At 66.4% G+C, this 24,295-nt stretch carries 23 protein-coding genes; 4 read left to right on the top strand and 19 right to left on the bottom strand.

All coding sequences use genetic code 11. The features are described from left to right. The first annotated feature begins 142 nt into the window (after window positions 1-142). Both LGN19_RS19095 and murU read left to right on the top strand, forming a co-directional pair. Window positions 143-1,192 (top strand): aminoglycoside phosphotransferase family protein, encoded by a 1,050-nt coding sequence (locus LGN19_RS19095; protein ID WP_226216586.1) that lies wholly within the window; start codon window positions 143-145, stop codon window positions 1,190-1,192. Between the two features lie 31 nt (window positions 1,193-1,223). Next, window positions 1,224-1,943, top strand: a complete 720-nt coding sequence (gene murU / locus LGN19_RS19090; RefSeq protein ID WP_226216585.1) for an N-acetylmuramate alpha-1-phosphate uridylyltransferase MurU — start codon at window positions 1,224-1,226, stop codon at window positions 1,941-1,943. Window positions 1,944-2,319: 376 nt separating this feature from the next. Here the strand turns inward: murU and LGN19_RS19085 are convergent, their stop codons facing one another. Then, window positions 2,320-4,191, bottom strand: coding sequence for an ABCB family ABC transporter ATP-binding protein/permease (locus LGN19_RS19085; protein WP_226216583.1), 1,872 nt, complete (start codon window positions 4,189-4,191; stop codon window positions 2,320-2,322). 174 nt (window positions 4,192-4,365) lie between these two features. Between LGN19_RS19085 and LGN19_RS19080 the strand changes: the two genes are divergently transcribed. Further along, window positions 4,366-4,761: an acyl-CoA thioesterase gene (locus LGN19_RS19080; protein ID WP_226216582.1), complete on the top strand. Its 396-nt coding sequence runs from the start codon at window positions 4,366-4,368 to the stop codon at window positions 4,759-4,761. A gap of 36 nt (window positions 4,762-4,797) precedes the next feature. Here the strand turns inward: LGN19_RS19080 and LGN19_RS19075 are convergent, their stop codons facing one another. Then, window positions 4,798-5,280: a nitrate reductase associated protein gene (locus tag LGN19_RS19075; protein ID WP_226216580.1), complete on the bottom strand. Its 483-nt coding sequence runs from the start codon at window positions 5,278-5,280 to the stop codon at window positions 4,798-4,800. A gap of 115 nt (window positions 5,281-5,395) precedes the next feature. Between LGN19_RS19075 and fdhD the strand changes: the two genes are divergently transcribed. Further along, a complete protein-coding gene (fdhD, locus tag LGN19_RS19070) occupies window positions 5,396-6,226 on the top strand; it encodes a formate dehydrogenase accessory sulfurtransferase FdhD (RefSeq protein WP_374730312.1) in 831 nt (276 codons plus the stop codon). Between the two features lie 51 nt (window positions 6,227-6,277). Here fdhD and LGN19_RS19065 read toward each other — a convergent pair whose 3' ends face one another. The 17 genes from LGN19_RS19065 to LGN19_RS18985 form a co-directional block, all read right to left on the bottom strand. After that, entirely contained in the window at window positions 6,278-7,045 is a 768-nt protein-coding gene (locus LGN19_RS19065) for an enoyl-CoA hydratase (RefSeq protein ID WP_226216579.1), read from the bottom strand. 91 nt (window positions 7,046-7,136) lie between these two features. After that, complete coding sequence (locus LGN19_RS19060) at window positions 7,137-8,336, bottom strand: acetyl-CoA C-acyltransferase (RefSeq protein ID WP_043190603.1); 1,200 nt, start codon at window positions 8,334-8,336, stop codon at window positions 7,137-7,139. 27 nt (window positions 8,337-8,363) lie between these two features. Next, window positions 8,364-10,799 (bottom strand): 3-hydroxyacyl-CoA dehydrogenase/enoyl-CoA hydratase family protein, encoded by a 2,436-nt coding sequence (locus LGN19_RS19055; RefSeq protein ID WP_174955580.1) that lies wholly within the window; start codon window positions 10,797-10,799, stop codon window positions 8,364-8,366. A 113-nt stretch (window positions 10,800-10,912) separates the two neighbouring features. Then, window positions 10,913-12,700 (bottom strand): acyl-CoA dehydrogenase C-terminal domain-containing protein, encoded by a 1,788-nt coding sequence (locus LGN19_RS19050; RefSeq protein ID WP_226216577.1) that lies wholly within the window; start codon window positions 12,698-12,700, stop codon window positions 10,913-10,915. 58 nt (window positions 12,701-12,758) lie between these two features. Continuing rightward, window positions 12,759-13,358, bottom strand: a complete 600-nt coding sequence (locus LGN19_RS19045; RefSeq protein ID WP_006751498.1) for a TetR/AcrR family transcriptional regulator — start codon at window positions 13,356-13,358, stop codon at window positions 12,759-12,761. A 200-nt stretch (window positions 13,359-13,558) separates the two neighbouring features. Then, window positions 13,559-14,833, bottom strand: a complete 1,275-nt coding sequence (gene clsB / locus LGN19_RS19040; RefSeq protein WP_226216576.1) for a cardiolipin synthase ClsB — start codon at window positions 14,831-14,833, stop codon at window positions 13,559-13,561. Continuing rightward, complete coding sequence (gene nudB / locus LGN19_RS19035) at window positions 14,830-15,324, bottom strand: dihydroneopterin triphosphate diphosphatase (RefSeq protein ID WP_226216574.1); 495 nt, start codon at window positions 15,322-15,324, stop codon at window positions 14,830-14,832. Before nudB ends, clsB begins: the two co-directional genes overlap by 4 nt. 158 nt (window positions 15,325-15,482) lie before the next feature. Further along, a complete protein-coding gene (gene aspS / locus LGN19_RS19030; protein ID WP_226216573.1) occupies window positions 15,483-17,285 on the bottom strand; it encodes an aspartate--tRNA ligase in 1,803 nt (600 codons plus the stop codon). 67 nt (window positions 17,286-17,352) lie between these two features. After that, window positions 17,353-18,003 carry a DUF502 domain-containing protein gene (locus tag LGN19_RS19025; RefSeq protein WP_011353157.1) on the bottom strand — a complete coding sequence of 217 codons (651 nt, stop codon included), beginning with the start codon at window positions 18,001-18,003 and terminating at the stop codon, window positions 17,353-17,355. A 61-nt stretch (window positions 18,004-18,064) separates the two neighbouring features. After that, complete coding sequence (locus LGN19_RS19020; protein WP_226216571.1) at window positions 18,065-18,412, bottom strand: FmdB family zinc ribbon protein; 348 nt, start codon at window positions 18,410-18,412, stop codon at window positions 18,065-18,067. A gap of 95 nt (window positions 18,413-18,507) precedes the next feature. Then, window positions 18,508-19,134, bottom strand: coding sequence for a TPMT family class I SAM-dependent methyltransferase (locus LGN19_RS19015; protein ID WP_226216569.1), 627 nt, complete (start codon window positions 19,132-19,134; stop codon window positions 18,508-18,510). A 17-nt stretch (window positions 19,135-19,151) separates the two neighbouring features. Beyond that, entirely contained in the window at window positions 19,152-20,729 is a 1,578-nt protein-coding gene (gene ubiB / locus LGN19_RS19010) for a ubiquinone biosynthesis regulatory protein kinase UbiB (RefSeq protein WP_226216568.1), read from the bottom strand. Between the two features lie 13 nt (window positions 20,730-20,742). Further along, window positions 20,743-21,369 (bottom strand): SCP2 domain-containing protein, encoded by a 627-nt coding sequence (locus tag LGN19_RS19005; RefSeq protein ID WP_006487883.1) that lies wholly within the window; start codon window positions 21,367-21,369, stop codon window positions 20,743-20,745. Window positions 21,370-21,533: 164 nt separating this feature from the next. Further along, window positions 21,534-22,568: a Tim44 domain-containing protein gene (locus LGN19_RS19000; RefSeq protein ID WP_226216566.1), complete on the bottom strand. Its 1,035-nt coding sequence runs from the start codon at window positions 22,566-22,568 to the stop codon at window positions 21,534-21,536. A 41-nt stretch (window positions 22,569-22,609) separates the two neighbouring features. Further along, window positions 22,610-23,341, bottom strand: a complete 732-nt coding sequence (gene ubiE, locus LGN19_RS18995; protein WP_122946245.1) for a bifunctional demethylmenaquinone methyltransferase/2-methoxy-6-polyprenyl-1,4-benzoquinol methylase UbiE — start codon at window positions 23,339-23,341, stop codon at window positions 22,610-22,612. 53 nt (window positions 23,342-23,394) lie between these two features. After that, complete coding sequence (locus LGN19_RS18990) at window positions 23,395-23,808, bottom strand: gamma-butyrobetaine hydroxylase-like domain-containing protein (RefSeq protein WP_122946246.1); 414 nt, start codon at window positions 23,806-23,808, stop codon at window positions 23,395-23,397. Next, the gene (locus LGN19_RS18985; RefSeq protein ID WP_174955593.1) at window positions 23,805-24,248 is read right to left on the bottom strand and encodes an HIT family protein; all 444 of its coding nucleotides are present in this window, start codon (window positions 24,246-24,248) and stop codon (window positions 23,805-23,807) included. The genes LGN19_RS18990 and LGN19_RS18985 overlap by 4 nt, the downstream gene beginning before the upstream one ends. Window positions 24,249-24,295 lie beyond the last annotated feature (47 nt).

The following is a 24,295-nucleotide window of genomic DNA, read 5'->3' as shown; positions in this document are numbered from 1 at the left end:
CTGCGGCTGAGCGCAAACCGGGGAGGCGATCGGGTGACGGCTCGACAGGCGGCGGGCCTGCACGGCGGAAAGCTGACGCGGGGCGCGTCAAAAAAGTCGTGGGGTATTATATGGCAAGACGTTCCCCCCTCCTCCGAGTTTCATGACGCCCCCATCCGCCGCATCCCAGCCCGACGCCCGCCTCGAAGCGCTCACCGCGTGGCTGCACCCGCTCGCCGAGCGCTATGCGCTCGATCTGTCGACCCTCGCGCCCGCCTCGTCGGACGCCAGTTTCCGCCGCTATTTCCGTGTCGCATCGGCCACGAGCGCCGGCGGCACGCTGATCGCCGTCGACGCGCCGCCGCCCGAAAAGTGCCGTGAGTTCGTCCAGGTCGCGCAGTTGCTCGCCGCGGCGGGCGACCACGTGCCGGACATACTGGCCCACGATTTCGACGCGGGCTTCATGCTCGTGACCGATCTCGGCCGCACGTCGTACATCTCGGTGCTCGATCCGGCCGACCCGGCCGCCGCAAAGCCGCTGATGCGCGCCGCGCTCGACGCGCTGATCCGCTTCCAGCTGACGTCGAAGCCCGACGTGCTGCCGCCGTTCGACGAGGCATTCCTGCGCCGCGAGATGGAGCTGATGCCCGAATGGTTCGTCGGCCGCCATCTCGGCAAGCCCGTCACCGACGCGATGCGCGGCACGCTCGACCGCACCTTCGCGCTGCTGATCGCCAGCGCGCACGCACAGCCGCAGGGTTTCATGCTGCGCGACTTCATGCCGCGCAACCTGATGGTCTGCGAGCCGAACCCGGGCATCCTCGATTTCCAGGACGCCGTCTACGGGCCGCTGACATACGACGTCGTGTCGCTGCTGCGCGATGCGTTCATCAGCTGGGACGAGGAGTTCGAGCTCGACTGCTTCGCGTACTACTGGGAAAAGGCGAAAAAGGCCGGCCTGCCGGTCGACCCCGATTTCGGCGAGTTCTACCGCCAGCTCGAATGGATGGGGCTGCAGCGCCACATCAAGGTGCTCGGCCTGTTCGCGCGCATCAACTACCGCGACGGCAAGCCGCACTACCTGAACGACCTGCCGCGCTTCATCGCGTACGCGCGCAAGGTCGCGCTGCGCTACCGCCCGCTCGTGCCGTTCGCGAAGCTGCTCGACGAACTCGAGGGCAACGCGCCGGCCGACGTCGGCTATACGTTCTGACCGTTCCGACTCTCCTGAAACCCGGCCGAACATGAGCAACACCCTGACCACGGCGATGATCTTCGCCGCCGGGCGCGGCGAACGGATGCGCCCGCTCACCGACACCCGTCCGAAGCCGCTGCTCGAAGCGGGCGGCAAGCCGCTGATCGTGTGGCAGATCGAAGCGCTCGCGTGCGCAGGCATCGAGACGATCGTGATCAACCACGCGTGGCTCGGCGAGCAGATCGAGGCCGCGCTCGGCGACGGTTCGCGCTGGGGCGTACGGCTCGCGTACTCGGCCGAGGGCGAAGCGCTGGAAACGGCTGGCGGCATCGCGCAGGCGTTGCCGCTGCTCGAGCGCGACGGGCAGCCGGCCGTGTTCGCGGCGGTCAGCGGCGACGTCTACTGCGCGTTCGACTACCGGACGCTCGCGCCGCGCGCCGCCCGGATGGCCGCGCTCGAAACACCTGCGATGCACCTCGTGATGGTGCCGAACCCGCCGTTCCACCCGGCCGGCGACTTCGCGCTCGGCGACGACGGCCGCCTGGCGCTCGACGGCGCCGCGCGCTTCACGTTCGGCAACATCGGCCTGTACGACACGCGGATGTTTCGCGATCTCGCACCGGGCACGCGGCGCGCGCTGACGCCGTACTATCGCGCGGCGATCGAAGCCGGCCGTGCGAGCGGCGAACTGTATGAAGGTATCTGGGAGAACGTCGGCACGCCCGCGCAGCTGGGCGAGCTTGACGCGCGGCTGCGCGCCGCGGGGTGACCGGTTGACTGGTCGTCGGGTTGATCGATCCGCTGGCTGATTGAGCGGCCGGCTGATTGAGCGGCCGGCTGATTGAACGGTTGGTTGATTGAGCGGCTGGTCAGTTGGCCGGCTGTTCGGCTGTTCGGCTGTTCGGCTGTTCGGCTGTTCGGCTGTTCGGCTGTTCGGCTGTTCGGCTGTTCGGCTGTTCGGCTGTTCGGCGATGCGGCGATGCGGTGGTGCGGCTGACCGGCTGACTGACTGGCCAACCGGCGAACTGGCTGGGTTGGCTTGACCGATCAACAGGGCCAGCCCCTGCCGGACCATCCTGCCGGCCCGACTCCGCCCATCGAGCAAGCGCCCTTCCGCTGCGCGCCCCCGCGCGCAGCACCGCCGCTCACGCGGCTTCCGCCTCTTCCCCGCCCGCCGCGGCGCGCTGCTGCTGCAACGCCCACATCTGCGCATACAACCCGTCGGCGCGCACGAGTTCGTCGTGCGTGCCGCGCTCGACGATCCGCCCGTGGTCCATCACGAGGATCTGCTGCGCGTGCACGACCGTCGACAGCCGGTGCGCGATCACGAGCGTCGTGCGATGCCGCGCGATCTGGTCGAGCTCGTGCTGGATCGCACGCTCCGAGCGCGAATCGAGCGCCGACGTCGCTTCGTCGAACAGCAGCACCGGCGGGTTCTTCAGCAGCGTGCGCGCGATCGCGACGCGCTGCTTCTCGCCGCCCGACAGCTTGAGCCCGCGCTCGCCGACCGGCGTGTCATAGCCCTTCGGCAGGCTTTCGATGAAATCGTGGATGTGCGCGGCGCGCGCGGCCGCGATCACCTCGTCGCGGGTCGCGGTCGGCCGCCCGTACGCGATGTTGTAATAGATCGAGTCGTTGAACAGCACGGTGTCCTGCGGCACGATCCCGATCGACGCGCGCAGCGAGTCCTGCGTGACGTCGCGGATGTCCTGGCCGTCGATCCGGATCGCGCCGCCCGCCTGCCGGTCGAGATCGTAGAAGCGGAACAGCAGCCGCGACAGCGTCGACTTCCCGGAGCCGCTGTGGCCGACCACCGCGGTCGTCGTGCCCGCGTCGATCGTGAACGACACGTCGTGCAGGATCTGCCGCGCCGGCTCGTACGCGAAATTCACGTGCTCGAAGCGCACCTGCGCGCCGGCCACCGCGAGCGGACGCGCATCGGGCAGGTCGGCCACTTCCTTCGCGGACGACAACAGCCCGAACATCCGGTCCATGTCCGTGAGGCTCTGCTTCAGCTCGCGATACACGACGCCGAGGAAGTTCAGCGGAATGTACAGCTGCAGCATGAACGTGTTGATCAGCACGAGATCGCCGAGCGTCAGCTTGCCGGCGAGCACGCCCTGCGTCGCGCGCCACAGGATGAACACGAGCCCCGTGCCGATGATCGCCTGCTGGCCGAAGTTCAGCACCGACAGCGAATTCTGCGAGCGGATCGCGGCCTTCCGGTAGCGCCGCAGGTTCTCGTCGTAGCGCTGCGCTTCCCACTCCTCGTTGCCGAAATACTTGACCGTCTCGTAGTTGATCAGCGAATCGATCGCCCGCGAGTTCGCGCGCGAATCGAGCTCGTTCATCGTGCGGCGGAAATGCGTGCGCCAGTTGGTGACCTTCACGGTGAACACGATGTAGGTGACCAGCGCCGCGAACGTCACGTACGCGTAATAGGCCTCGTACTTGACCACGAAGAATCCGAGCACGAGCCCGACCTCGACGAGCGTCGGCAGGATGCTGTACAGCGAATACGAAATCAGTTGCTGGATGCCGCGCGTACCGCGCTCGATGTCGCGCGACATGCCGCCCGTCTGGCGCTCCAGGTGAAACCGCAACGACAGCCCGTGCAGGTGCCGGAACACCTGCAGCGCGAGCTGGCGCACCGCGCTCTCGGTCACCTTCGAGAACAGGATCTCGCGCAGCTCGGTAAACAGCGACGTCGACAGCCGCACGAATGCATACGCGACGACCAGCAGGCCCACGCCGCCCGCGAGCACGATGGCGGCCGACTGTTCGGCGCGGCCGAGCGCGGTGATCTGCTGCACGTAGGACAGGTGGTCCACGATGCGCTTCATCACGACCGGCACGCCGAGGTTCGCGACCTTCGCGCCGATCAGGCAGCCGAGCGCGAGCGCGACGCGCCATTTGTAGGTGGTCAGGTACGGCAGCAACGACCGGATGGTCTGCCAGTCGTTGCGGGGCCCGGTCGAAGCCGGCGCGGGCTCGCCGGAAGCAGGAAATCGGCGCATGGGGGAAGGATCGGCGGCGGTGCCGGGCGCGTGCATCGGCGGCCGGCTCGCTCACTTTCTCGTACAATTTGCGGACGTTGTATTGTCGCAGAAGCCGCTTCGCGCCGCTGCCGGCGCCCTCGCCGGCCGGCCTGCGCGCGGCGGCACGTTTATTACAGGATGAAAGCCCCCGCCATGACCGATTCGACCCTCGAACTCCCGCAGAAACAGCCCGCGCTGCGTGTCGTCCCGCAACCGCACGACGCGAACGTCCACGGCGACGTGTTCGGCGGCTGGATCATGTCGCAGGTCGACATCGCCGGCTCGATCCCCGCGAGCCAGCGCGCGAACGGCCGCGTCGCGACGGTCGCGGTCAACTCGTTCGTGTTCAAGCAGCCGGTGTTCGTCGGCGATCTGCTGAGCTTCTACGCGACCATCACGCGCACCGGCAACACGTCGATCACGGTCGACGTCGAGGTGTACGCGCAGCGCATGCGCCTGATCGGTGAAATCGTGAAGGTCACCGAAGCGACGCTCACCTACGTCGCGACCGGCCCCGACCGCAAGCCGCGGCAACTGCCGCCGCTCTGACCGGCGAGCGCCGCGACCGCGCGGCGCACGGCCGCGTCAATGCGTAGCCGTCAGCCCGAACTCCCGCATCGCGGGCAGGAAATCGTGGTTCAGCTTCGGCTTGCGCGACAGTTTCACCAGCACGTAGCGCTGGAACGGCGCGAGCCGCTGCCACTGCGCGAGCTCGGGCGCCATCAGCCCGGCCAGCGCGCTCTGCTGCACGAGCGACGCCGGCACGATGTGGGTGGCGCGCCAGGTCGGCTGCTCGTCTGGCTGGAACCACGATGGTTCCAGATCGGCGTGCGTGCGCAGCATTTCGAACAGCGCGTGATCGAAGTTGGGCTCGATCGCGGTGTCTTCGTCGGCCGGAAAGCGCGCGAGCAGCTTGCGGTCCTCGAGCGGCAGCAACTGCCACTGCTCCAGTGAAATCCGCAGACCGAAACGGTCGAGATTGAAACGCACGATCATCGGAATGTACGTGAAATTTTCCGACGAATCGTGTTCGAAGTTGAATAGCAACGGAGCGTCGCTGAGTCCCATGGTCGTTACCTGACGTGGCGGATGCCGGCGCGGCCGGCCTGCCTGAGGTATTTTAGAACCTCTGCGCGCGGGCGGCGCACACGATTGTCGCCGCCCGTGCTTCGAATCAACGGGAGTGCTCGTGAATCCGACCGAAACAACCGAACCGCGCGGCGCGATCGAATTGTCCGTGCGCCGCACGCGCGGCGACGCCGTCGAAACCGCGCACGACTACGTGGGCCAGGAATGGCCGGTCGCACTCGTCTTCAACGGCATCTCGCACGCGGTAATGATGTGTACGCCGTGCGACCTCGAGGCATTCGCGGTCGGCTTCGCGATTTCGGAGGGGATCGTCGCGCGCGGCAGCGACATCAAGGACATCGAGGTGATCCTGCACGCCGACGCACCGCTGCCGCACGCGGAAGTCCATCTGGAAGTCGTGCAGCAGGCGTTCGCCGCGCTGAAGGACCGCCGCCGCGCACTCGCGGGGCGCACCGGCTGTGGCGTATGCGGGATCGAAAGCATCGACCTGCTCGACCTCGCGCCCGAACGCGTGCCCGATACGGGCTTTCTCGCGCGCCTCGCGCCCGACGCGCTCGCACGCGCGGCGCAGGCGCTGCCGGCCCACCAGGCGCTCACGCGGCTCACGGGCGGCCTGCACGCGGCCGCGTGGTGCGACGCAACAGGCGCGATCCGGATGGCGTTCGAGGACGTCGGCCGCCACAACGCGCTCGACAAGCTGATCGGCTCGCTCGTGCTGTCGCGCGCCGACACGACCGACGGCTTCGTGTTCCTGTCGAGCCGCGCGAGCTACGAGCTCGTGCGCAAGGCCGCGCGGGTCGGCATCCCGCTGGTGGCAACCATCTCCGCCCCGTCGTCGCTCGCGATCGAGATTGCGAAAGCGGCCGGCTTGCGGCTCGTCAGCTTCTGCCGCGAAACCGGCCACGTCGATTACGGCACGGCCTGAGCGCGATCGCGGGCGCGCGCCGGCAATCCACTGCCGGCGCGCCCTGCCCCGTCAGTCGAACTGACGGAAATCCGGCTTGCGCTTCTCGAAGAACGCCGTCATCGCCTCGCGCGCTTCCGGTGCGCGCAGCATCGCGGCGAAGTGGCCCGCTTCCTCGGCCATCCGCGCCTGCGTCGCCACGCCGCCCGTATCCTTCAGCAGCGCCTTCGTCACACGCAGCGATGCCGCCGGCAGCGCCGCGAGCTTCGCCGCCTGCTTCGCAGCGAACGCGTCGAGCTCGGCCGCCGGCAGCACGCGGTTGACGATGCCGATCCGGTGCGCTTCCAGCGCGTCGAACGCCTCGCCGAGCAGCAGCTTCTCGGCTGCGACCTGATGGCCGGCCAGACGCGGCAGCAGCACGCTCGACGCGGCTTCCGGGCACAGCCCGAGCTGCGTGAACGGCAGCGAGAACGTCGCGGTGTCGGCCGCGTACACGAGATCGCAATGCAGCAGCATCGTCACGCCGACGCCGATCGCCAGGCCCGGCACCGCGGCCACGATCGGCTTGCTCGCGCTGCTGATCCGCGCAAGAAACTGGAACACCGGCGCGGTGTCGTCCTTCGGCGGCGACTTCAGGAAATCCTCGAGATCGTTCCCCGCGGTGAAGCTGCCGTCGCCACCGCGCAGCAGGATCACGCGAACCGCCGTGTCTTCCTGGGCGTCGGCGAGTGCGTCGGCCATCGTCTGGTACATCGCCGCCGTCAGCGCGTTCTTCTTCGCCGGGCGCGCGATCGTGATCGTCATCACGCCATCGGCGCGTTCCACTTGAATTTCGGCCACAACCGTCTCCTTTGACTTTCCTCTACCGGAATGAAAAAACGGTGCGCGAGCTCGTGGCCCGCGCACCGTCGTCGCTACTGTCCCGCTCCGCTTACAGGCGTTCGATGATGCCCGCGGCACCCATGCCGGTGCCGACGCACATCGTGACCATCCCGTACTTCAGGTTGCGGCGGCGCAGCCCGTGCACGACGGTCGCCGCGCGGATCGCGCCGGTCGCGCCGAGCGGGTGGCCGAGCGCAATCGCGCCGCCCATCGGGTTGACCTTCGACGGGTCGAGGCCGAGATCGCGCATCACCGCCAGCGATTGCGCGGCGAACGCTTCGTTCAGCTCGATCCAGTCGAGATCGTCCTGCTTCAGGCCGGCAGCCTTCAGCGCGGCCGGAATCGCTTCCTTCGGGCCGATGCCCATGATTTCCGGCGGCACGCCACGCACCGCGAAGCTCACGAAGCGCGCGAGCGGCGTCAGGTTGAATTCCTTCAGCACCTTCTCCGACACGACGAGCAGCGCGCCTGCGCCGTCCGACGTCTGCGAGCTGTTGCCGGCCGTGACCGAGCCCTTGTTCGCGAACACCGTACGCAGCTTCGCAAGACCTTCGATCGACGTATCCGCACGCGGACCTTCGTCGAGCGCGATCTCGCGCGTCTTCACGTCGACTTCACCGGTCGCGAGGTTCGGGAAACGCTCGGTGATCGTGTATGCGGCGATTTCGTCGTTGAACTCGCCGGCCTGCTGTGCGGCAAGCGCCTTGCGGTGCGACTCGACCGAGAACGCGTCCTGGTCTTCGCGGCTCACCTTCCACTGCTCGGCGACGCGCTCGGCCGTCAGGCCCATCCCGTACGCGATGCCGAAGTCTTCGTTGCGATCGAAGATGTGCGGCGACATCGACGGCTTGTTGCCCATCATCGGCACCATGCTCATCGATTCGCAGCCACCCGCGAAGATCGCGTCCGATTCGCCGACGCGGATACGGTCGGCCGCCATTGCCAGCGCGGTGATACCCGACGCGCAGAAGCGGTTGACCGTCACGCCGCCGACCGTCTGCGGCAGGCCCGCGAGCAGCGCACCCATCCGCGCGACGTTCAGGCCCTGCTCGGCTTCCGGAATCGCACAGCCGATGATCGCGTCTTCGATCAGCTTCGTGTCGAAGCCGGGCACCTGCGCCACCGCCGACTTGATCGCGTGGACCAGCAGCTCGTCCGGGCGCGTGTTCTTGAAGACACCGCGCGGGGCCTTGCCGATCGGCGTGCGGCTGGCGGCGACGATGTATGCGTCTTGCAATTGTTTGCTCATTTGAGACTCCTTGCCTTATCCGCTCGCTCAGTTACGCACCGGCTTGCCGGTCTGCAACATGCCCATGATCCGTTCCTGCGTCTTCTGCGTGCCGAGCAGCTCGACGAACGCACGGCGCTCCAGCGCGAGCAGCCACTGCTCGTCGACCAGGCTGCCGGCTTCGACGTCGCCACCGCACACGGCTTCGGCGATACGGCTCGCGATCAGGTAGTCGTGATCGCTGATGAAGCGGCCGTCACGCATGTTGACGAGCGATGCCTTGATCGTCGCGATTGCCGAGCGGCCTGCGACCGGCACGTCCTTCGCACGCAGCGGTGCGCGGTAGCCGGTTGCGGCCAGCGCACGCGCTTCCTTCTTCGCGGTGTCGAGCAGTTCGAACACGTTGAAGATGATCGTGTCGGACGGCTTCACGTAGCCCATCGCACGGGCATCGTGCGCGGACGCTGACACCTTCGCCATCGCCGCGTTCTCGAACGACTTCGTGACGAACTTCAGGATGTCGGTGGTCGCGTTCGCGGCCGTGGCAGCATCCGCTGCGCGCAGCGCGGCTTCCTTCAGGCCGCCGCCCGCCGGCACGAGGCCGACGCCCACTTCGACGAGACCGATGTAGCTCTCGACGTGCACGACGCGCTTCGCGCTGTGCAGCATCAGCTCGCACCCGCCGCCGAGCGCGATGCCCGACACGGCTGCGACGACCGGCACGTTCGCGTACTTCACGCGCAGCATGCCTTCCTGGAACTTCTTCACGAAAGGCTCGATGCCCTTCGCACCGCCCATCATGAACGCGGGCATCGCCTCTTCGAGGTTCGCGCCGGCCGAGAACGGGCCGCCCGGCGTGCCGAGCTTCAGCGACGTCGGCTGCCAGATCACGACGCCCTTGTAGTCCTTCTCCGCGAGTTCGATCGCCTGCACGAGGCCGTCGATCACGCTCGGTCCGATCGTGTTCATCTTCGACTTGAACGACACGATCACGACGTCGTCTTCACCCGCACGGTCGTCGACCCACGCGCGCACTGCGTCGGTCTCGAACAGCGTTTTGCCGTAAGTCTTCGGATCGGCACCGGCTTCGCCGAGCAGCGGCGCGCGGAATACCTGCTTGTCGTAGACCGCGAGGTCCGAACGCGGCACGAAGCGCTGCGCGGCCGGCGCCCACGAGCCTTCGGCCGTGTGCACGCCACCCTTCTCCGCGACCGGGCCTTCGAGCACCCACGACGGCAGCGGCACGTTCGCGAGCGCCTTGCCTGCCGCGATGTCTTCCTGCACCCACTCGGCGACCTGCTTCCAGCCGGCGGCTTGCCAGCCTTCGAACGGGCCTTCGTTCCAGCCGAAGCCCCAGCGGATCGCGAGGTCGACGTCGCGCGCGTTGTCGGCGATCGACTCGAGATGCACGCCGATGTAGTGGAACACGTCGCGGAAGATCGACCACAGGAACTGCGCGTGCGGATGGTCCGTTTCACGCAGCAGCTTCAGGCGTTCTGCCGGCGGGCGCTTCAGGATGCGGCCGACGGTTTCGTCCGCCTTCGCGCCCGAATCCACGTAGGTGCCCGTCTTCGCGTCGAGCACCTTGATCGCCTTGCCTTCCTTCTTGTAGAAACCGCCGCCCGTCTTCTGGCCGAGCGCGCCCTGCTTCACCAGTTCGGCGAGCACGGCAGGCGTCTGGTAGACCGGGAAGAACGGATCGTCGGCGAGGTTGTCCTGCATCGTCTTGATCACGTGCGCCATCGTGTCGAGGCCGACCACGTCCGCGGTGCGGAACGTCGCCGACTTCGCGCGGCCGAGGCGGCTGCCCGTCAGGTCGTCGACTTCGTCGAAGCGCAGGCCGAACTTGGCGGCCTCGGTGATCACCGCGAGGATCGAGAAGATGCCGACGCGGTTCGCGATGAAGTTCGGCGTGTCCTTCGCGCGCACGACGCCCTTGCCGACGATGCTCGTCAGGAACGTCTCGAGCTGGTCGAGGATCTCCGGACGCGTATGCGCGGTCGGGATCAGTTCGACGAGGTGCATGTAGCGCGGCGGGTTGAAGAAGTGCACGCCGCAGAAGCGCGACTTCAGCTCGTCCGAGAAACCTTCGGACAGCTTCGTGATCGACAGGCCCGACGTGTTGGTCGCGAAGATCGCGTTCGGCGCGATGTGAGGTGCGACCTTCTTGTACAGGTCGTGCTTCCAGTCCATCCGCTCGGCGATCGCTTCGATCACGACGTCGCACTCGGCGAGCTTCGCGATGTCGTCTTCGTAGTTCGCTGCTTCGAGGTACTTGGCGTCGTCCTTCACGCCGAACGGCGCGGGCGACAGCTTCTTCAGGTTCTCGATCGCCTTCAGCGCGATCGCGTTTTTCGGGCCTTCCTTGGCCGGCAGGTCGAACAGCAGCACCGGCACGCGTGCGTTGATGAGGTGCGCGGCGATCTGCGCGCCCATCACGCCGGCGCCGAGCACGGCGACCTTGCGAATCAGGAAATTGCTCACGGGATGTCTCCGGATAGTGTCGTGCAGCGCGGGAGAGGTGGGCTGCACGGCGAAGTGAGTACCAGGAACCGTTGCGTTCGGGCGGCGCGCGTCGCGCCCCGCCCGGACTCGCGTCAGAACAGCGATTCGTCGACTTCCATCATCGTCTTCGAACCGGCGCGTGCGGCGCGGATCGTCGACGCCGTCTCGGGCAGCAGGCGCGCGAAGTAGAAACGTGCGGTCGCGAGCTTCGACTTGTAGAACGGATCGCCCGACGCTTCGTTGTCGAGTGCGAGGCGCGCCATGCGCGCCCAGAAGTACGAGAACACCAGGTGGCCGACGGTGCGCAGGTACGGCACGGCGGCAGCGCCGACTTCGTCCGGGTTCTGCATCGCCTTCATGCCGATTTCCATCGTCAGCTTCTGCACCTTGTCGCCGATGTCGGCGAGCGGGTTGATGAACTCGGCCATTTCCGGCTTCACGCCTTCGGCTTCCGCGAATTCGGTGACGAGCTTGCCGAACTTCTTCAGCTTCGCGCCCATGTCGCCGAGCACCTTGCGGCCTAGCAGGTCGAGCGACTGGATCGAGTTCGTGCCTTCGTAGATCATGTTGATCCGCGCGTCGCGCACGTACTGCTCCATGCCCCACTCGGAGATGAAGCCGTGCCCGCCGTAGATCTGCATCGCGTGGTTGGTCGACTCGAACGCGTTGTCGGTCAGGAACGCCTTGATGATCGGCGTGAGCAGCGCGACGAGATCGGCTGCTTCCTTGCGCACCGCTTCGTCACCGTGCGACAGTTCCTTGTCGATCTGCAGCGCGGACCAGTACGTGAACGCGCGCGCGCCTTCGGCGTAGGCCTTCTGCGTGAGCAGCATGCGGCGCACGTCCGGGTGCACGATGATCGGGTCGGCCGGCTTGTCCGGTGCCTTCGGGCCCGTCAGCGAACGCATCTGCAGGCGTTCCTTCGCGTACGTGAGCGAGTTCTGGTATGCGACTTCCGTGAGGCCGAGGCCCTGCATGCCGACGCCGAGGCGCGCGGCATTCATCATCACGAACATCGCGTTCAAGCCCTTGTTCGGCTCGCCGACCATCCAGCCCTTCGCGCCGTCGAGGTTCATCACGCACGTCGAGTTGCCGTGGATGCCCATCTTGTGTTCGATCGAGCCGCACTTGATGCCGTTGCGCTCGCCCGGCTCGCCCGCTGCGTCGGGAATGAACTTCGGTACGATGAACAGCGAGATCCCCTTGGTGCCCTGCGGCGCTTCCGGCAGGCGCGCGAGTACGAGGTGGACGATGTTCTTCGACATGTCGTGCTCGCCGCTCGAGATGAAGATCTTCGTGCCGCTGATCGAGTACGAGCCGTCGCCGTTGGGTTCGGCCTTGGTGCGCAGGATGCCGAGGTCGGTGCCGCAGTGCGGCTCGGTCAGACACATCGTGCCGGTCCATTCGCCCGACACGAGCTTCGGCAGGTAGCGCTGCTGCAGTTCCGGCGCGCCGTGTGCGTGCAGGCACTCGTAGGCGCCGTGCGACAGGCCCGGATACATCGTCCATGCCTGGTTCGCCGAGTTCAGCATTTCGTAGAGCGCGTTGTTCACGAACGCGGGCAGGCCCTGGCCGCCGTAGTCCGGATCGCAGCCGAGTGCCGGCCAGCCGGCCTCGACGTACTGCTGATAGGCTTCCTTGAAGCCGGTCGGGGTCTTCACGACGCCGTCGCCTTCATACGTGCAGCCTTCGCGATCGCCGACCTGGTTCAGCGGGAACAGTACCTCGGAGCAGAACTTGCCCGCTTCCTCGAGGACCTGGTTGATCGTGTCGGCGTCGAGGTCCGCATGCTTGGGCATTTGCTTGACTTCGGCTTCGACGTTCAGAAGCTCGTGCAACACGAATTGCATGTCGCGCAGCGGCGCGGCGTACTGTCCCATGACTCTCTCCAAAGGTGGGCAAAACGGCTCGAGCTCCTGGCGGGCGGATCACGCGCCGCTAACGGCTCTCGCTCTGATACGAAACAATCGTCTTTTCCAGCGCGGCCCACGTGAGGCGCACGGCGTCCGGCGAATGCAGGAAGCGTGCGTCGTGATGCAGGCCGAGCGTGAAGCTGTACAACTCGAAGAGCATCAGGTCCGGATCCGTATCCGCACGCAGATGGCCTTCTTCCTTCGCCTGCGAAATGGCACGCAACATCGCGGCACGCCAGGCCGTCACGCTTGCGATCAACTGCTCGCGCACGGGGCTGTCAGGCCGGTCGTCGTACTCGACTGCACCGCTGATGTAGATGCATCCCGTCGTCACCTCCTGGATGCGCTTCTCCGTCCAGCGGGCCAGCATCGCCCGAAGGCGCGGCAGGCCTCGCGGCTCGCGCAGGCTCGGAAAGAACACCTCGTTTTCGAAACGATGGTGATACTCGCGGACGACCTCGACCTGCAGGTCCTCGCGCGATCCGAAGTGCGCGAACACGCCGCTCTTGCTCATCTGCATGCGCTCGGCCAGCAGGCCGATCGTCAGCCCCTCCAGCCCATCACGGCTGGCGAGGTCCAAAGCAGCTTCAAGTATCGCGGCACGCGTCTGTTCGCCTTTTCGCATAGCTATTTCTGTAACCGTTCGGGGGTTCGAATAAAATCGAACGGCCGTACTATTATTGAGTGCGGCCGCTCGCGAAACAAGGAAATTATTAGAAACCGGTGTCTAACCGAGCCGCTATTTTGCGCGATTCCGGCGGGACCGGAGCGGCTTTTCCGCACGAACGTGCGGACAGATTTTTTGAAGCGAACGCTTAGTCTTCGTCAGTCGTAACCGCCGACCGTCAGCGCCTTCATCACGACGCGATACGCCGTATAGGCGAGCCAGTTCAGCATGCGCTCGATGCGCGGGCGCGCGGCGAATCGTGCGGGATCGATTTCCCGACCATCGGCGAACGCGGCCGCGATCGCGTCGCGCAGTTCGTTCGTGACTGCATCGTAGCGCACCAGCACGACATTCGCCTCATTGTTCAGCATCAGGCTCAGCGCGTCCAGGTTCGACGAGCCGACCGTCGCCCAATTGTCGTCGATCACGGCCACCTTGCCGTGCAGCATCGTCTTGTCGTATTCGGCCACGCGCACGCCTGCGCGCAGCAGCGTGTGATAGAGGAACGGCACGGCCGTATCGAGTGCCGCGAATTCCTTGCGGCCGATCAGGATCCGCACGTCGACACCGCGCCGCGCGGCGCCCGTCAGCGCACGGCGCAGCTTGCGCCCCGGCATGAAGTACGGATTGGCGAGCAGGATCCGCTGGCGCGCCTGGCCGATCGCCGCGAGATACGTCTTCTCGATCGCGCGGCGGTTCACGACGTTGTCGCGCGCGACGAACGCGACGCTCGGCTCCGTCACGACCCGCAGCGCGCCGGCCTTGATCCAGCGGTGGCTGCGCATCCAGCGCCGGAACATCTCGGGGAACGCTTCGCCGCCGTGCAGCCCGGCCGCGTATTGCGCATACGGCTTGTGGCCGAACATGATCCGGTGCCACTGCAGTTCGAACGCGGCACGCACGTCGGACACCGCGGGCCCCGCCATCTCGACCGCGAAATCCCAGCGCGGAAACGGCAGCCTCGTGCCGCCCTGCGCGTAGTCGTCGATGATGTTGATGCCGCCGCAGAACGCGACCGCGTGATCGATCACCGCGAGCTTGCGATGCGTGCGCGAGAAGCCGAAGCGGCCGAACAGGAAGCGGTTGTAGATGCAGTGCTCGACGCCGGCTGCCACCCACGTGTCGAACAGCGGCAGGCGTGCGGTGCCGATGCCGTCGGTGATCACGCGCACACGCACGCCGCGCTGCGCCGCGCGGATCAGCGCGTCAGACACCGGCCGGCCTGCCGCGTCGTCGCAGAAGATGTAGGTTTCGAGCATCACCTGCTCGCGGGCGGCATCGATCCGTTCGATCAGTGCCCCGAAGAATGCCCCGCCGCCCTCGCACAGCCGCACGGTGTTGCCCGACGTGAAGGCGAGCCGCGACGCGGAACCGCGTTCCTGCAGGAACATCTGCCGCAATTGCGCGAAGCGCTTGCGGGCTTCCGCCGTCATGCGGACGAGCCGTGCGGCGCGCGCGACAGTGCCACGCGCGCGGGCAGTTGCAGGATCGCTTCGGCGTTCGACGGCGAGAAGCAGCGCGCGGCCGCCTCGCGGAACGGCAGCCATGCATGGTCGACATGCTCGCGCGGCGACAGCGTCACGTCGACCCGATACGGCACGCACAGGCCGAACCAGTGCTCGACGTTACGCGTGACGCCCGGTGCATAGCGGTGCAGGTATTGCGGATAGATCGTGTATTCGATCCGGTGGCGCCAGTCGACGAGTGCGCTGGCCGGCACGTCCGGCGCGCCGATCGCGATGCCGGTTTCCTCGGCCACTTCGCGCGCGGCGGTGACCGCGAGCGGCTCGTCGAGCGCGTCCTTCGAGCCGGTCACCGATTGCCAGAAATCGGGCTGGTCGGCACGCTTGATCACAAGCACATCGAGGTCGGGCGTGTAGATCACGACAAGAACGGATTCGGGGATTTTCGGCGGCTTCGTCATCGTTGTTTCATGCGGCACGGGGCCGCGCGCCGGGCAAATGCTCCGAACGGGCGGCAAGTGCTGCGACTGTACCGCAAAAAATGAAAAAGGCGCATCGCTGCGCCTTTTCATGTGCGTCGTGTGCGCGTGAATGCACACACGACCGGGTGCCAGGCGCGTTACGCCTTCGGCTGTTCCGGCTGACGCAGACGGATGTGCAGTTCGCGCAGCTGACGCTCGTCGACCGGGCTCGGTGCTTGCGTGAGCAGATCCTGCGCACGCTGCGTCTTCGGGAACGCGATCACGTCGCGGATCGAATCGGCACCGGCCATCATCGTGACGATGCGGTCGAGACCGAAGGCGATACCACCGTGCGGCGGCGCGCCGTACTGCAGTGCGTCCAGCAGGAAGCCGAACTTCAGCTGCGCTTCTTCCGCACCGATCTTCAGCGCGCGGAACACCTTGCTCTGCACTTCCTCGCGGTGGATACGCACCGAGCCGCCGCCGATTTCCCAGCCGTTCAGCACCATGTCGTAGGCCTTCGCGAGGCAACGGCCCGGATCCGTCTCGAGGTACTCGAGGTGCTCGTCCTTCGGGCTCGTGAACGGGTGGTGAGCCGCGACGTAGCGCGCATCTTCGTCGTCGTATTCGAACATCGGGAAGTCGACGACCCACAGCGGCTTCCAGCCGGCATGGACGAGGCCGTTCGCCTTGCCGAATTCCGAATGGCCGATCTTCAGGCGCAGTGCGCCGAGGCTGTCGTTGACGACCTTCGCGCGGTCGGCCGCGAAGAAGATGATGTCGCCGTCTTCCGCGCAGGTGCGCTCGAGGATCGCCGCGATCGATGCGTCGTGCAGGTTCTTGACGATCGGGCTCTGCAGGCCGTCACGGCCCTTCGCCTTCTCGTTGACCTTGATCCAGGCGAGGCCCTTCGCGCCGTAGATGCGCACGAATTCGGTGTAGCCGTCGATGTCGCCACGCGACAGCTCGCTGCCCTTCGGCACGCGCAGTGCCGCGACACGGCCGTCCTTCGCGTTGGCCGGCGTGCTGAACACCTTGAAGTCGACGTCCTTCATCGCGTCGGTCAGCTCGGTGAATTCGAGCTGCACGCGCAGGTCCGGCTTGTCCGAACCGAAACGCGCCATCGCTTCAGAGTACGGCATCACCGGGAAGGTCGCGTCGAGTTCGACGTCGATCGTCGTCTTGAAGATGTGACGGATCATGTCTTCGAACAGGTCACGGATTTCCTGCTCGCCGAGGAACGACGTTTCGCAGTCGATCTGCGTGAATTCCGGCTGACGGTCGGCACGGAGGTCTTCGTCGCGGAAGCACTTGGTGATCTGGTAGTAACGGTCGAAGTTCGCGACCATCAGCAGCTGCTTGAACAGCTGCGGCGACTGCGGCAGCGCGAAGAACTGGCCCGCGTTCGTACGCGACGGCACGAGGTAGTCGCGCGCGCCTTCCGGCGTGCTCTTCGTCAGCATCGGCGTTTCGATGTCGATGAAGCCCTGCTCGTCGAGGTACTTGCGCGCTTCGATCGCGACGCGGTAGCGCAGGCGCAGGTTGTGCTGCATCTGCGGACGGCGCAGGTCGAGCACGCGGTGCGTGAGGCGCGTCGTTTCCGACAGGTTGTCGTCGTCGAGCTGGAACGGCGGCGTGACCGATGCGTTCAGCACGTTCAGTTCGTGGCACAGCACTTCGATCTTGCCACTCTTCAGGCCGGCGTTGACCGTGCCTTCCGGACGGTTGCGCACGAGGCCCTTGATCTGCACGCAGAACTCGTTGCGCACGCCTTCGGCGGTCGCGAACATTTCCGCGCGATCCGGGTCGCACACCACCTGCACGAGGCCTTCACGATCGCGCAGGTCGATGAAGATCACACCGCCGTGATCGCGGCGGCGCTGCACCCAGCCGCACAGCGACACGGTTTGGCCCAGCAGGTGTTCGGTCACGAGACCACAGTATTCAGTACGCATCGACATGATGTTTGCTTTCGTTCGGTTTGATCAACGGGCGCCGCAACGCGCGGCCCGGGCGATGATTCTTTACTTACAGCGGCGGCTCGACGGGGCGGCGTGCCGGCGCCGGAGCCGGCGCCGGGGGCGCCACCACGCCCATCGAGACGATGTACTTGAGCGCGGCATCGACCGACATGTCGAGTTCGATGACTTCGCTCTTCGGCAGCATCAGGAAGAAGCCCGACGTCGGGTTCGGCGTCGTCGGGATATAGACGCTCACGTATTCTTCCGTCAGATGATTGAGCACGTCGCCGCCCGGCGTACCGGTCAGAAACGCGATCGTATACGAGCCGCGACGCGGGTATTCGATCAGCAGCGCCTTGCGGAACGCGTTGCCGCTGCTCGACAGCAGCGTGTCAGACACCTGCTTGACGCTCGTGTAGATCGGCCCGACGACCGGGATGTGACGCACCACGGCGTTCCACCACGTGACGAGCTTCTGGCCGATGAAGTTCCGCGTGGCCAGCCCGACGACGAAGATGAACGCGAGCGTCAGCACCGCGCCGATCCCCGGCAGATGGAAGCCGAGCATCCGCTCGGGCTGCCACGATTCGGGCAGCAGGAGCAGCGTCTGGTCCATCGTGCCGATGATGAGACCGAGCACCCACAGCGTGATCGCGAGCGGGACGAGAACCAGCAGGCCGGTCAGAAACACCGATTTCAGGGTCGTCTTTTTCATCATCTGCCGTCAATGAACCGCGCCGGCGGCGCGGGTTGGTCGCAGCCCGGCCGGGCTGCGACGGTCAACTGCTGGCGGCGGGCGCTGCAGCCGGGGCAGGCGCGGCGCTCGTCGTCGTGCTGGCGGAAGGGCTTGCTGCAGCCGATGCGGCTGCTGCGGGTGCGGCTTCCGCCGGTGCTGCCGGGGCTGCGTCGCCCGACGCCGTCGCCGGCGCGCTGGTGCCGCCCGAACCGCCGCGGAAATCGGTGACATACCATCCCGAACCCTTCAGCTGGAAGCCTGCGGCGGTGACCTGCTTGCGAAATGCATCCTTCCCGCATTCCGGACACTGCGACAGCGGCGCGTCGCTCATCTTCTGGAGCACGTCCTTCGCGAAACCACACGCTTCGCATCGATAGGCGTAGATCGGCATGATATTTTTCCCGCGGAAACTGGAAACGGCTTGCAAAACCTTGAATTATAGCCGAAACCCTGCCGCGCTCCGGCAATGGCCGCGACACGCGTGCATCAGCGGCGGCGCCACGTGAGCCAGCGCTCGTGCCCTTCGAACACGGGCAGCGAATCGGTCACGGGCAAATCCTCGATCAGTTCGAAGTGCGGCACGAGCAGCGCATCGAGTTCGGCGCGCTCGATTCCGAACGGCGGCCCCTTCGGTTTCGCCATCAGGAAGAAATAGCCGGCCAGCAAGCCGTCCGTTGGCAGCAGCTCGGCCATGCGCGCCGCATAGCCGGCGCGCATGGCCGGCGGCAGCGCGCACAGGAACGCACGCTCATACACCCACTGCACGTCGAACGGCGGCCGGTACGTGAAGAAATCGGCCTGCTCGACGACGCCCGCATGCGCACCGAGCTGCGCCTTCGCCGCAGCCACCGCCTGCGCGGCAAAATCGATCGCACGCACGGGCCAGCCGGCCTGCGCGAGCCACCCGGCCTCCTGCGCACTGCCGCAGCCGGGAATCAGCACCGCGCACGGCTCGAGCCGGTGCGCGAACACGCTGAAACCGTCGGGCACGCCACCGAATTCCCACGGCGTCATGCCACGCTCGAAACGCTCGTCCCAGAACGATGCGTCGCCGGGATCGCGCGTCGTGAAATCGGTGGCTGCCGGTGTGACGGGTTGCTTCGGATCGGACATCGCCCTGCTCCTTTCGGTCATGTGCCGTACGCGAGCGCCAGCAGCACGCGCGCAACGAGCGCCCCGACGCCGACGGCGAGGCCGAAGATCAGCAGCGCCTGCATCAACCGGTTCGTCCGCTTCTGCTCGACGAGGATCTGCCGCATCAGGTCCTCGCTCGCCGCGCGCGGCGCGTCAAGGCGCGCGGCCATCGCGTGATGGATCAGGCGCGGCAGTTGCGGCAGCGTCTTGCTCCACTGCGGCGCCTCGACCTTGAAACGCTCGTACCAGCCGCGAAGGCCGATCTGCTCGGTCATCCAGCGCTCGAGGTACGGCTTCGCGGTCTTCCACAGGTCGAGCTCGGGGTCGAGCGAGCGGCCGAGCCCCTCGACGTTCAGCATCGTCTTCTGCAACAGCACGAGCTGCGGCTGGATCTCGACGTTGAAGCGGCGCGACGTCGAGAACAGGCGCATCAGCACCTGGCCGAGCGAGATGTCCTTCAGCGCGCGATCGAAATACGGCTCGCACACCGCGCGGATCGCGCTTTCGAGTTCCTCGACGCGCGTTTCGGGCGGCACCCAGCCCGATTCGAGGTGGAGCGTCGCGACGCGGTGGTAGTCGCGCTTGAAGAACGCGAGGAAGTTCTGCGCGAGGTAATTCTTGTCGAAATCGGACAGTGCGCCGACGATCCCGAAATCGAGCGCGACGTAGCGGCCGAACGTGTTCGGATCGAGGCTGACCTGGATGTTGCCCGGGTGCATGTCCGCGTGGAAGAAACCGTCGCGGAACACCTGCGTGAAGAAGATCTCGACGCCTTCACGCGCGAGCTTCTTGATGTCGACGCCGGCCGAACGCAGCGTCTCGACCTGGCTGATCGGCACGCCGGTCATGCGCTCCATCACGAGCACCTGCGACGTCGAGAAATCCCAGAACATCTCGGGCACGAGCAGCAGGTCGAGGCCCGCGAAATTGCGGCGCAGCTGGCTGCCATTGGCTGCCTCGCGCATCAGGTCGAGCTCGTCGTGCAGGTACTTGTCGAATTCGGCGACGACTTCGCGCGGCTTCAGGCGCCGGCCGTCGGCCCACATGCGCTCGGTCCAGATCGCGATGTCGCGCATCAGCGCGAGGTCGGAATCGATCACGGACAGCATGTTCGGGCGCAGCACCTTGACGGCGACAGCCTTGCCCGCGTGCTGGCCCTGCTTCAGCTTCGCGAAATGCACCTGCGCGATCGACGCGCTCGCGATCGGCTCGCGCTCGAATTCGTCGAACAACTCGTCGACCGGCGCACCGAGCGACTTCTCGATGATCCCGATCGCGACCGCCGAATCGAACGGCGGCACCTGATCCTGCAGCTTCGCGAGTTCGTTCGCGAAATCGACCGACAACAGGTCGCGGCGGGTCGACAGCACCTGGCCGAACTTCACGAAAATCGGGCCGAGGCTTTCGAGCGCGTGGCGCAGCCGCACGGCAGGCGGATCGGAATAGCGGCGGCCGATCGTCGTGATGCGCAGCAGCAGCTTCACGCGCCGGTCGTCGATCCGGGACAGCATCACTTCGTCGAGGCCAAAGCGGATGACGGTGTAGACAATCTTGATGAAACGGAAAATGCGCATGCCCTGCGGCCCCTCAGTGCGCGCCGCGCGGGCCGGAACCCGTGCGCGCGCCGATTTTTTGTTCGAGTCGCTCGACCCGCTTTTCGACCCGCGCGAGCGCATCGCGTGCGCGCGCCAGTTCGGCATCGAAGCCGCCGAGCGACGCGCGCCGGACGACTTGCGGGTTCTCGTCGAGCCAGTATTCGGCGACGGAATCGAGCACGTTGCGGCCGGTGCGTCGCGCGCGTGCACCGGCGTCGCGCACGACCGTCGCGATCCGGTATGCCGCCGCGTCGCCGACCAGCTTCGCGAGATCTTCTTCAGGTTCCCAGCGCAGGTGCTCGGCCAGCTTCGCGATCTGCGTCGCGAACTCCGCGTCGCCCTCGATCTTCACGTGCTTCATCACGGCCGCCTGGCCGCCCTGCAGGAACGCGGCGACCGTGTCGCCGGCGAGCGCGATCGACACGTCGACCTGTTGCGCATCGTGCGCGTCGACGGCCGACAGATAGCCGTCGGGCTGCACCAGCAGCGTGAGCGTAACGGGAGGCACGTCGATCCGGGCAGTCTTGCCCGCATACGGAATCAGGCGGTCGCGCGCCCACGATTCGCGGGCGAGCAGGTGATTGACGGCAGCAGCAAAAGGCTTGGCAGCAAAGGTCATCGGGCTGGGAAAGAAAAAACCCGCGCAGGCCGGGCGCCCACGCGGGTTTCTATTGTAACGTCGGATCGTCGGCAGGCCGTGCCTGACCGCACACCCGGGCGGCAAGCGGTCGCAGTGCGGCGGCCGTTGCCCGGGTGCCCGGCGGCGCGGGCCGCCGGTCACGCTCAGTGCGTGTTGATCTGCTGGATGCCCGCGAGCAGCCAGCCCTGACTGCCCGACTTCGACAGGTTCCACACCTCGTCGAACGGCGCGGCCGACGCATTCGCCGATTCGCGGATCAGGCCGTGGAAACGCACGCTCGCCGACTGCTCGATGCCGCGATCCTCGATCGCGACCAGTTCCGCGTCAAGCTGCACGACGTCGGTCTGGTTCGACTCGTTGCCGCGCGAATCGAGGTCGATCTTGATCTCGGCGAACATTTCGGGCGTCGTGAACTCGCGGATGTCGGCCAGGTTGCCCTGGTCCCACGCGGCCTGCAGGCGCACGAAATAGACCTTCGAGCTGCGCAGGAACGCTTCGGTGTCGAAGCCGGCCGGCACCTGGAGCGGGGCTACCCCGGCAGCCGCTGCCGCGCCGGCGGCCGCGGCACCGCCGCCGAACACGCCTTGCGCTTCGTTCGCGTAGTTGCTGCCGCTGCCCGCGTAGTTGCTGCCGGTGCTGCCCTGCTGGAACGACGGGCTTTGCGAGTAGCCGCCCGACGACGACGCCGAGCCGCCGACCGAGTAGGCCGGCTCCTGCGGACGACGGCGGTTCATGAACTTGCGGATCAGCCAGATGCCGACCGCCGCGAGCAGCGCGATCACGATGACGTTCGCCATCATGCTCGCGAACGCGCCGCCCAGGCCGAAGTGCGACAGCAGCGCCGCGATGCCGAGACCGGCCGCGAGGCCGGCGATCGGCCCGAGCCAGCGCGAGCGGTTGGGCTGCGCGGCCGGCGCCGGCGCGGCCGGGTTCGCACGCTGTGCCTGCGACGGCGCGGCCTGCTGCATCGGCTGCTGCGCGGGCGGCGTGGCCTGGCGCTGCGTGACGGTGGAGTTCTGACGGCCGATGCTGCGCCCGCCGCCCACGCGCTTGGCTTCGGCGTCGAGCGATGCGAACGTGCCGGCCGTGAGCAGGCCGACCATCAGCAGCGTGCCGACCCGTCGAGCCCACGGCTTCGACGGCTTGCTACGGTTGAACAACGAACGCGATTCGAACATCAGCTTCTCCGGATGTAAGACAAATGTATGGAAAGAACCCCTTAGTACTTGGTTCCTAGGTGTAAAGCTACCACGCCACCTGACAAATTGTAATATTTGACGGCATCGAGGCCCGCTTGTTCCATCATCGTCTTCAGCGTGTCCTGGTCGGGGTGCATCCGGATAGATTCAGCAAGATACCGGTAACTTTCAGCATCTTTCGCGAACTTGTCGCCAAGCCACGGTAATACTTTGAAAGAATACAGATCGTACGCTTTTTTCAGCGGATCCCAGACTTTCGAGAATTCCAGCACCATCACGCGGCCGCCAGGCTTCGTCACGCGGCGCATCTCGGCCAGCGCGGCATCCTTGTGCGTCATGTTGCGCAGCCCGAACGCGACCGTGACCACATCGAAGTAGTTGTCCGGAAAGGGAATTTTCTCCGCGTCGCACAGCAGCGACGGCGTCACGATGCCCTTGTCGAGCAGCCGGTCGCGGCCGACGCGCAGCATCGATTCGTTGATGTCCGTATGCCAGACCTCGCCCGTCGGCCCGGCGGCCTTCTTGAACGACTTCGTCAGGTCGCCGGTGCCGGCCGCGATGTCGAGCACCTTGAAGCCGGGGCGCACGTTCGCCTGCGCGATCGTGAACGCCTTCCACGCACGGTGCATGCCCGCCGACATCAGGTCGTTCATCAGATCGTAGTTGCTCGCGACCGAATGGAACACGCCCGCCACTTTCTTCGCTTTTTCGTTTTCCTCGACGCTTTCGAAGCCGAAGTGGGTTTTGCTCATCGCGTTGATCCTCAGTAAATGGCAAGACGGCGCCAAGCGGGCGCCGTCGAATTTCAGTGGCAGTGGCCGTGCGACGCACCCGCCGCCGGCATCGGGGCATCGCGCTCGACGCCCGCCGCCTTCAGTTTGTCGAAATAGTCGCGCCACAGCGCGTCCTGCTGCGTGGCCAGCTCGTACAGCAGGTCCCACGAGTAGATGCCGGTCGAATGGCCATCGGAGAAGGTCGGCTGCAGCGCATAGTTGCCGACGCCCTCGAGCGCGGTGATGGTCACTTCGCGCTTGCCCGTCTGCAGCGTCTCCTGGCCGGGCCCGTGGCCGCGCACCTCGGCCGACGGCGAATACACGCGCATCAGCTCGAACGGAATCCGGTAGCTGTCGCCGTTCGGGTACTGCAATTCGAGCACGCGCGACACCGCGTGCACGACGACGCCGGACGGAATCGGCGTCGTGGAAGTCAAACCGCTCATGGCTGCCTCGAATCGGTCATGCGTTGAATTTCCTCGCGCACCGCATTGTGCAGCAGCGAGGCCTGCGCGGCGCGCGAGCGCAGCAGCGCCTCGGACACGCTGCGCTGGCGCGGCGCCCATACGGGCTGCGGGAAATGGGCGTCGTTGGAAAAGCGCGGAATCACGTGCCAGTGCACGTGCGGCACCATGTTGCCGAGGCTCGCGAGGTTCACCTTGTTCGGCTGCATCACGCGGCGCACGGCCCGCTCGACCGCGTAGACCACGCGCATCAAATGGGCCCGCTCGGGCTCGCCGAGATCGGAGAACTCGGCCACGTGCGCGCCCCAGATCACCCGGCAGAAGCCCGGATACTCGTGCTCGCCCGTCGCGAGGACGACGCGCACCGCATCGTCCTGCCAGAGCAGCTCGCCGCCGTCTTCACGGCAAAACACGCATTCCATCGTCGCTCCCATGTGGACGGGCGCCGGCATTGCTGCGCCGGCGCCCG

It is taken from the genome of Burkholderia sp. AU30198, from assembly GCF_020419825.1.
GTDB lineage: Bacteria > Pseudomonadota > Gammaproteobacteria > Burkholderiales > Burkholderiaceae > Burkholderia.
Note: the sequence above shows the minus strand (reverse complement) of the source record. Positions and strands in the feature narration are given on the sequence as shown.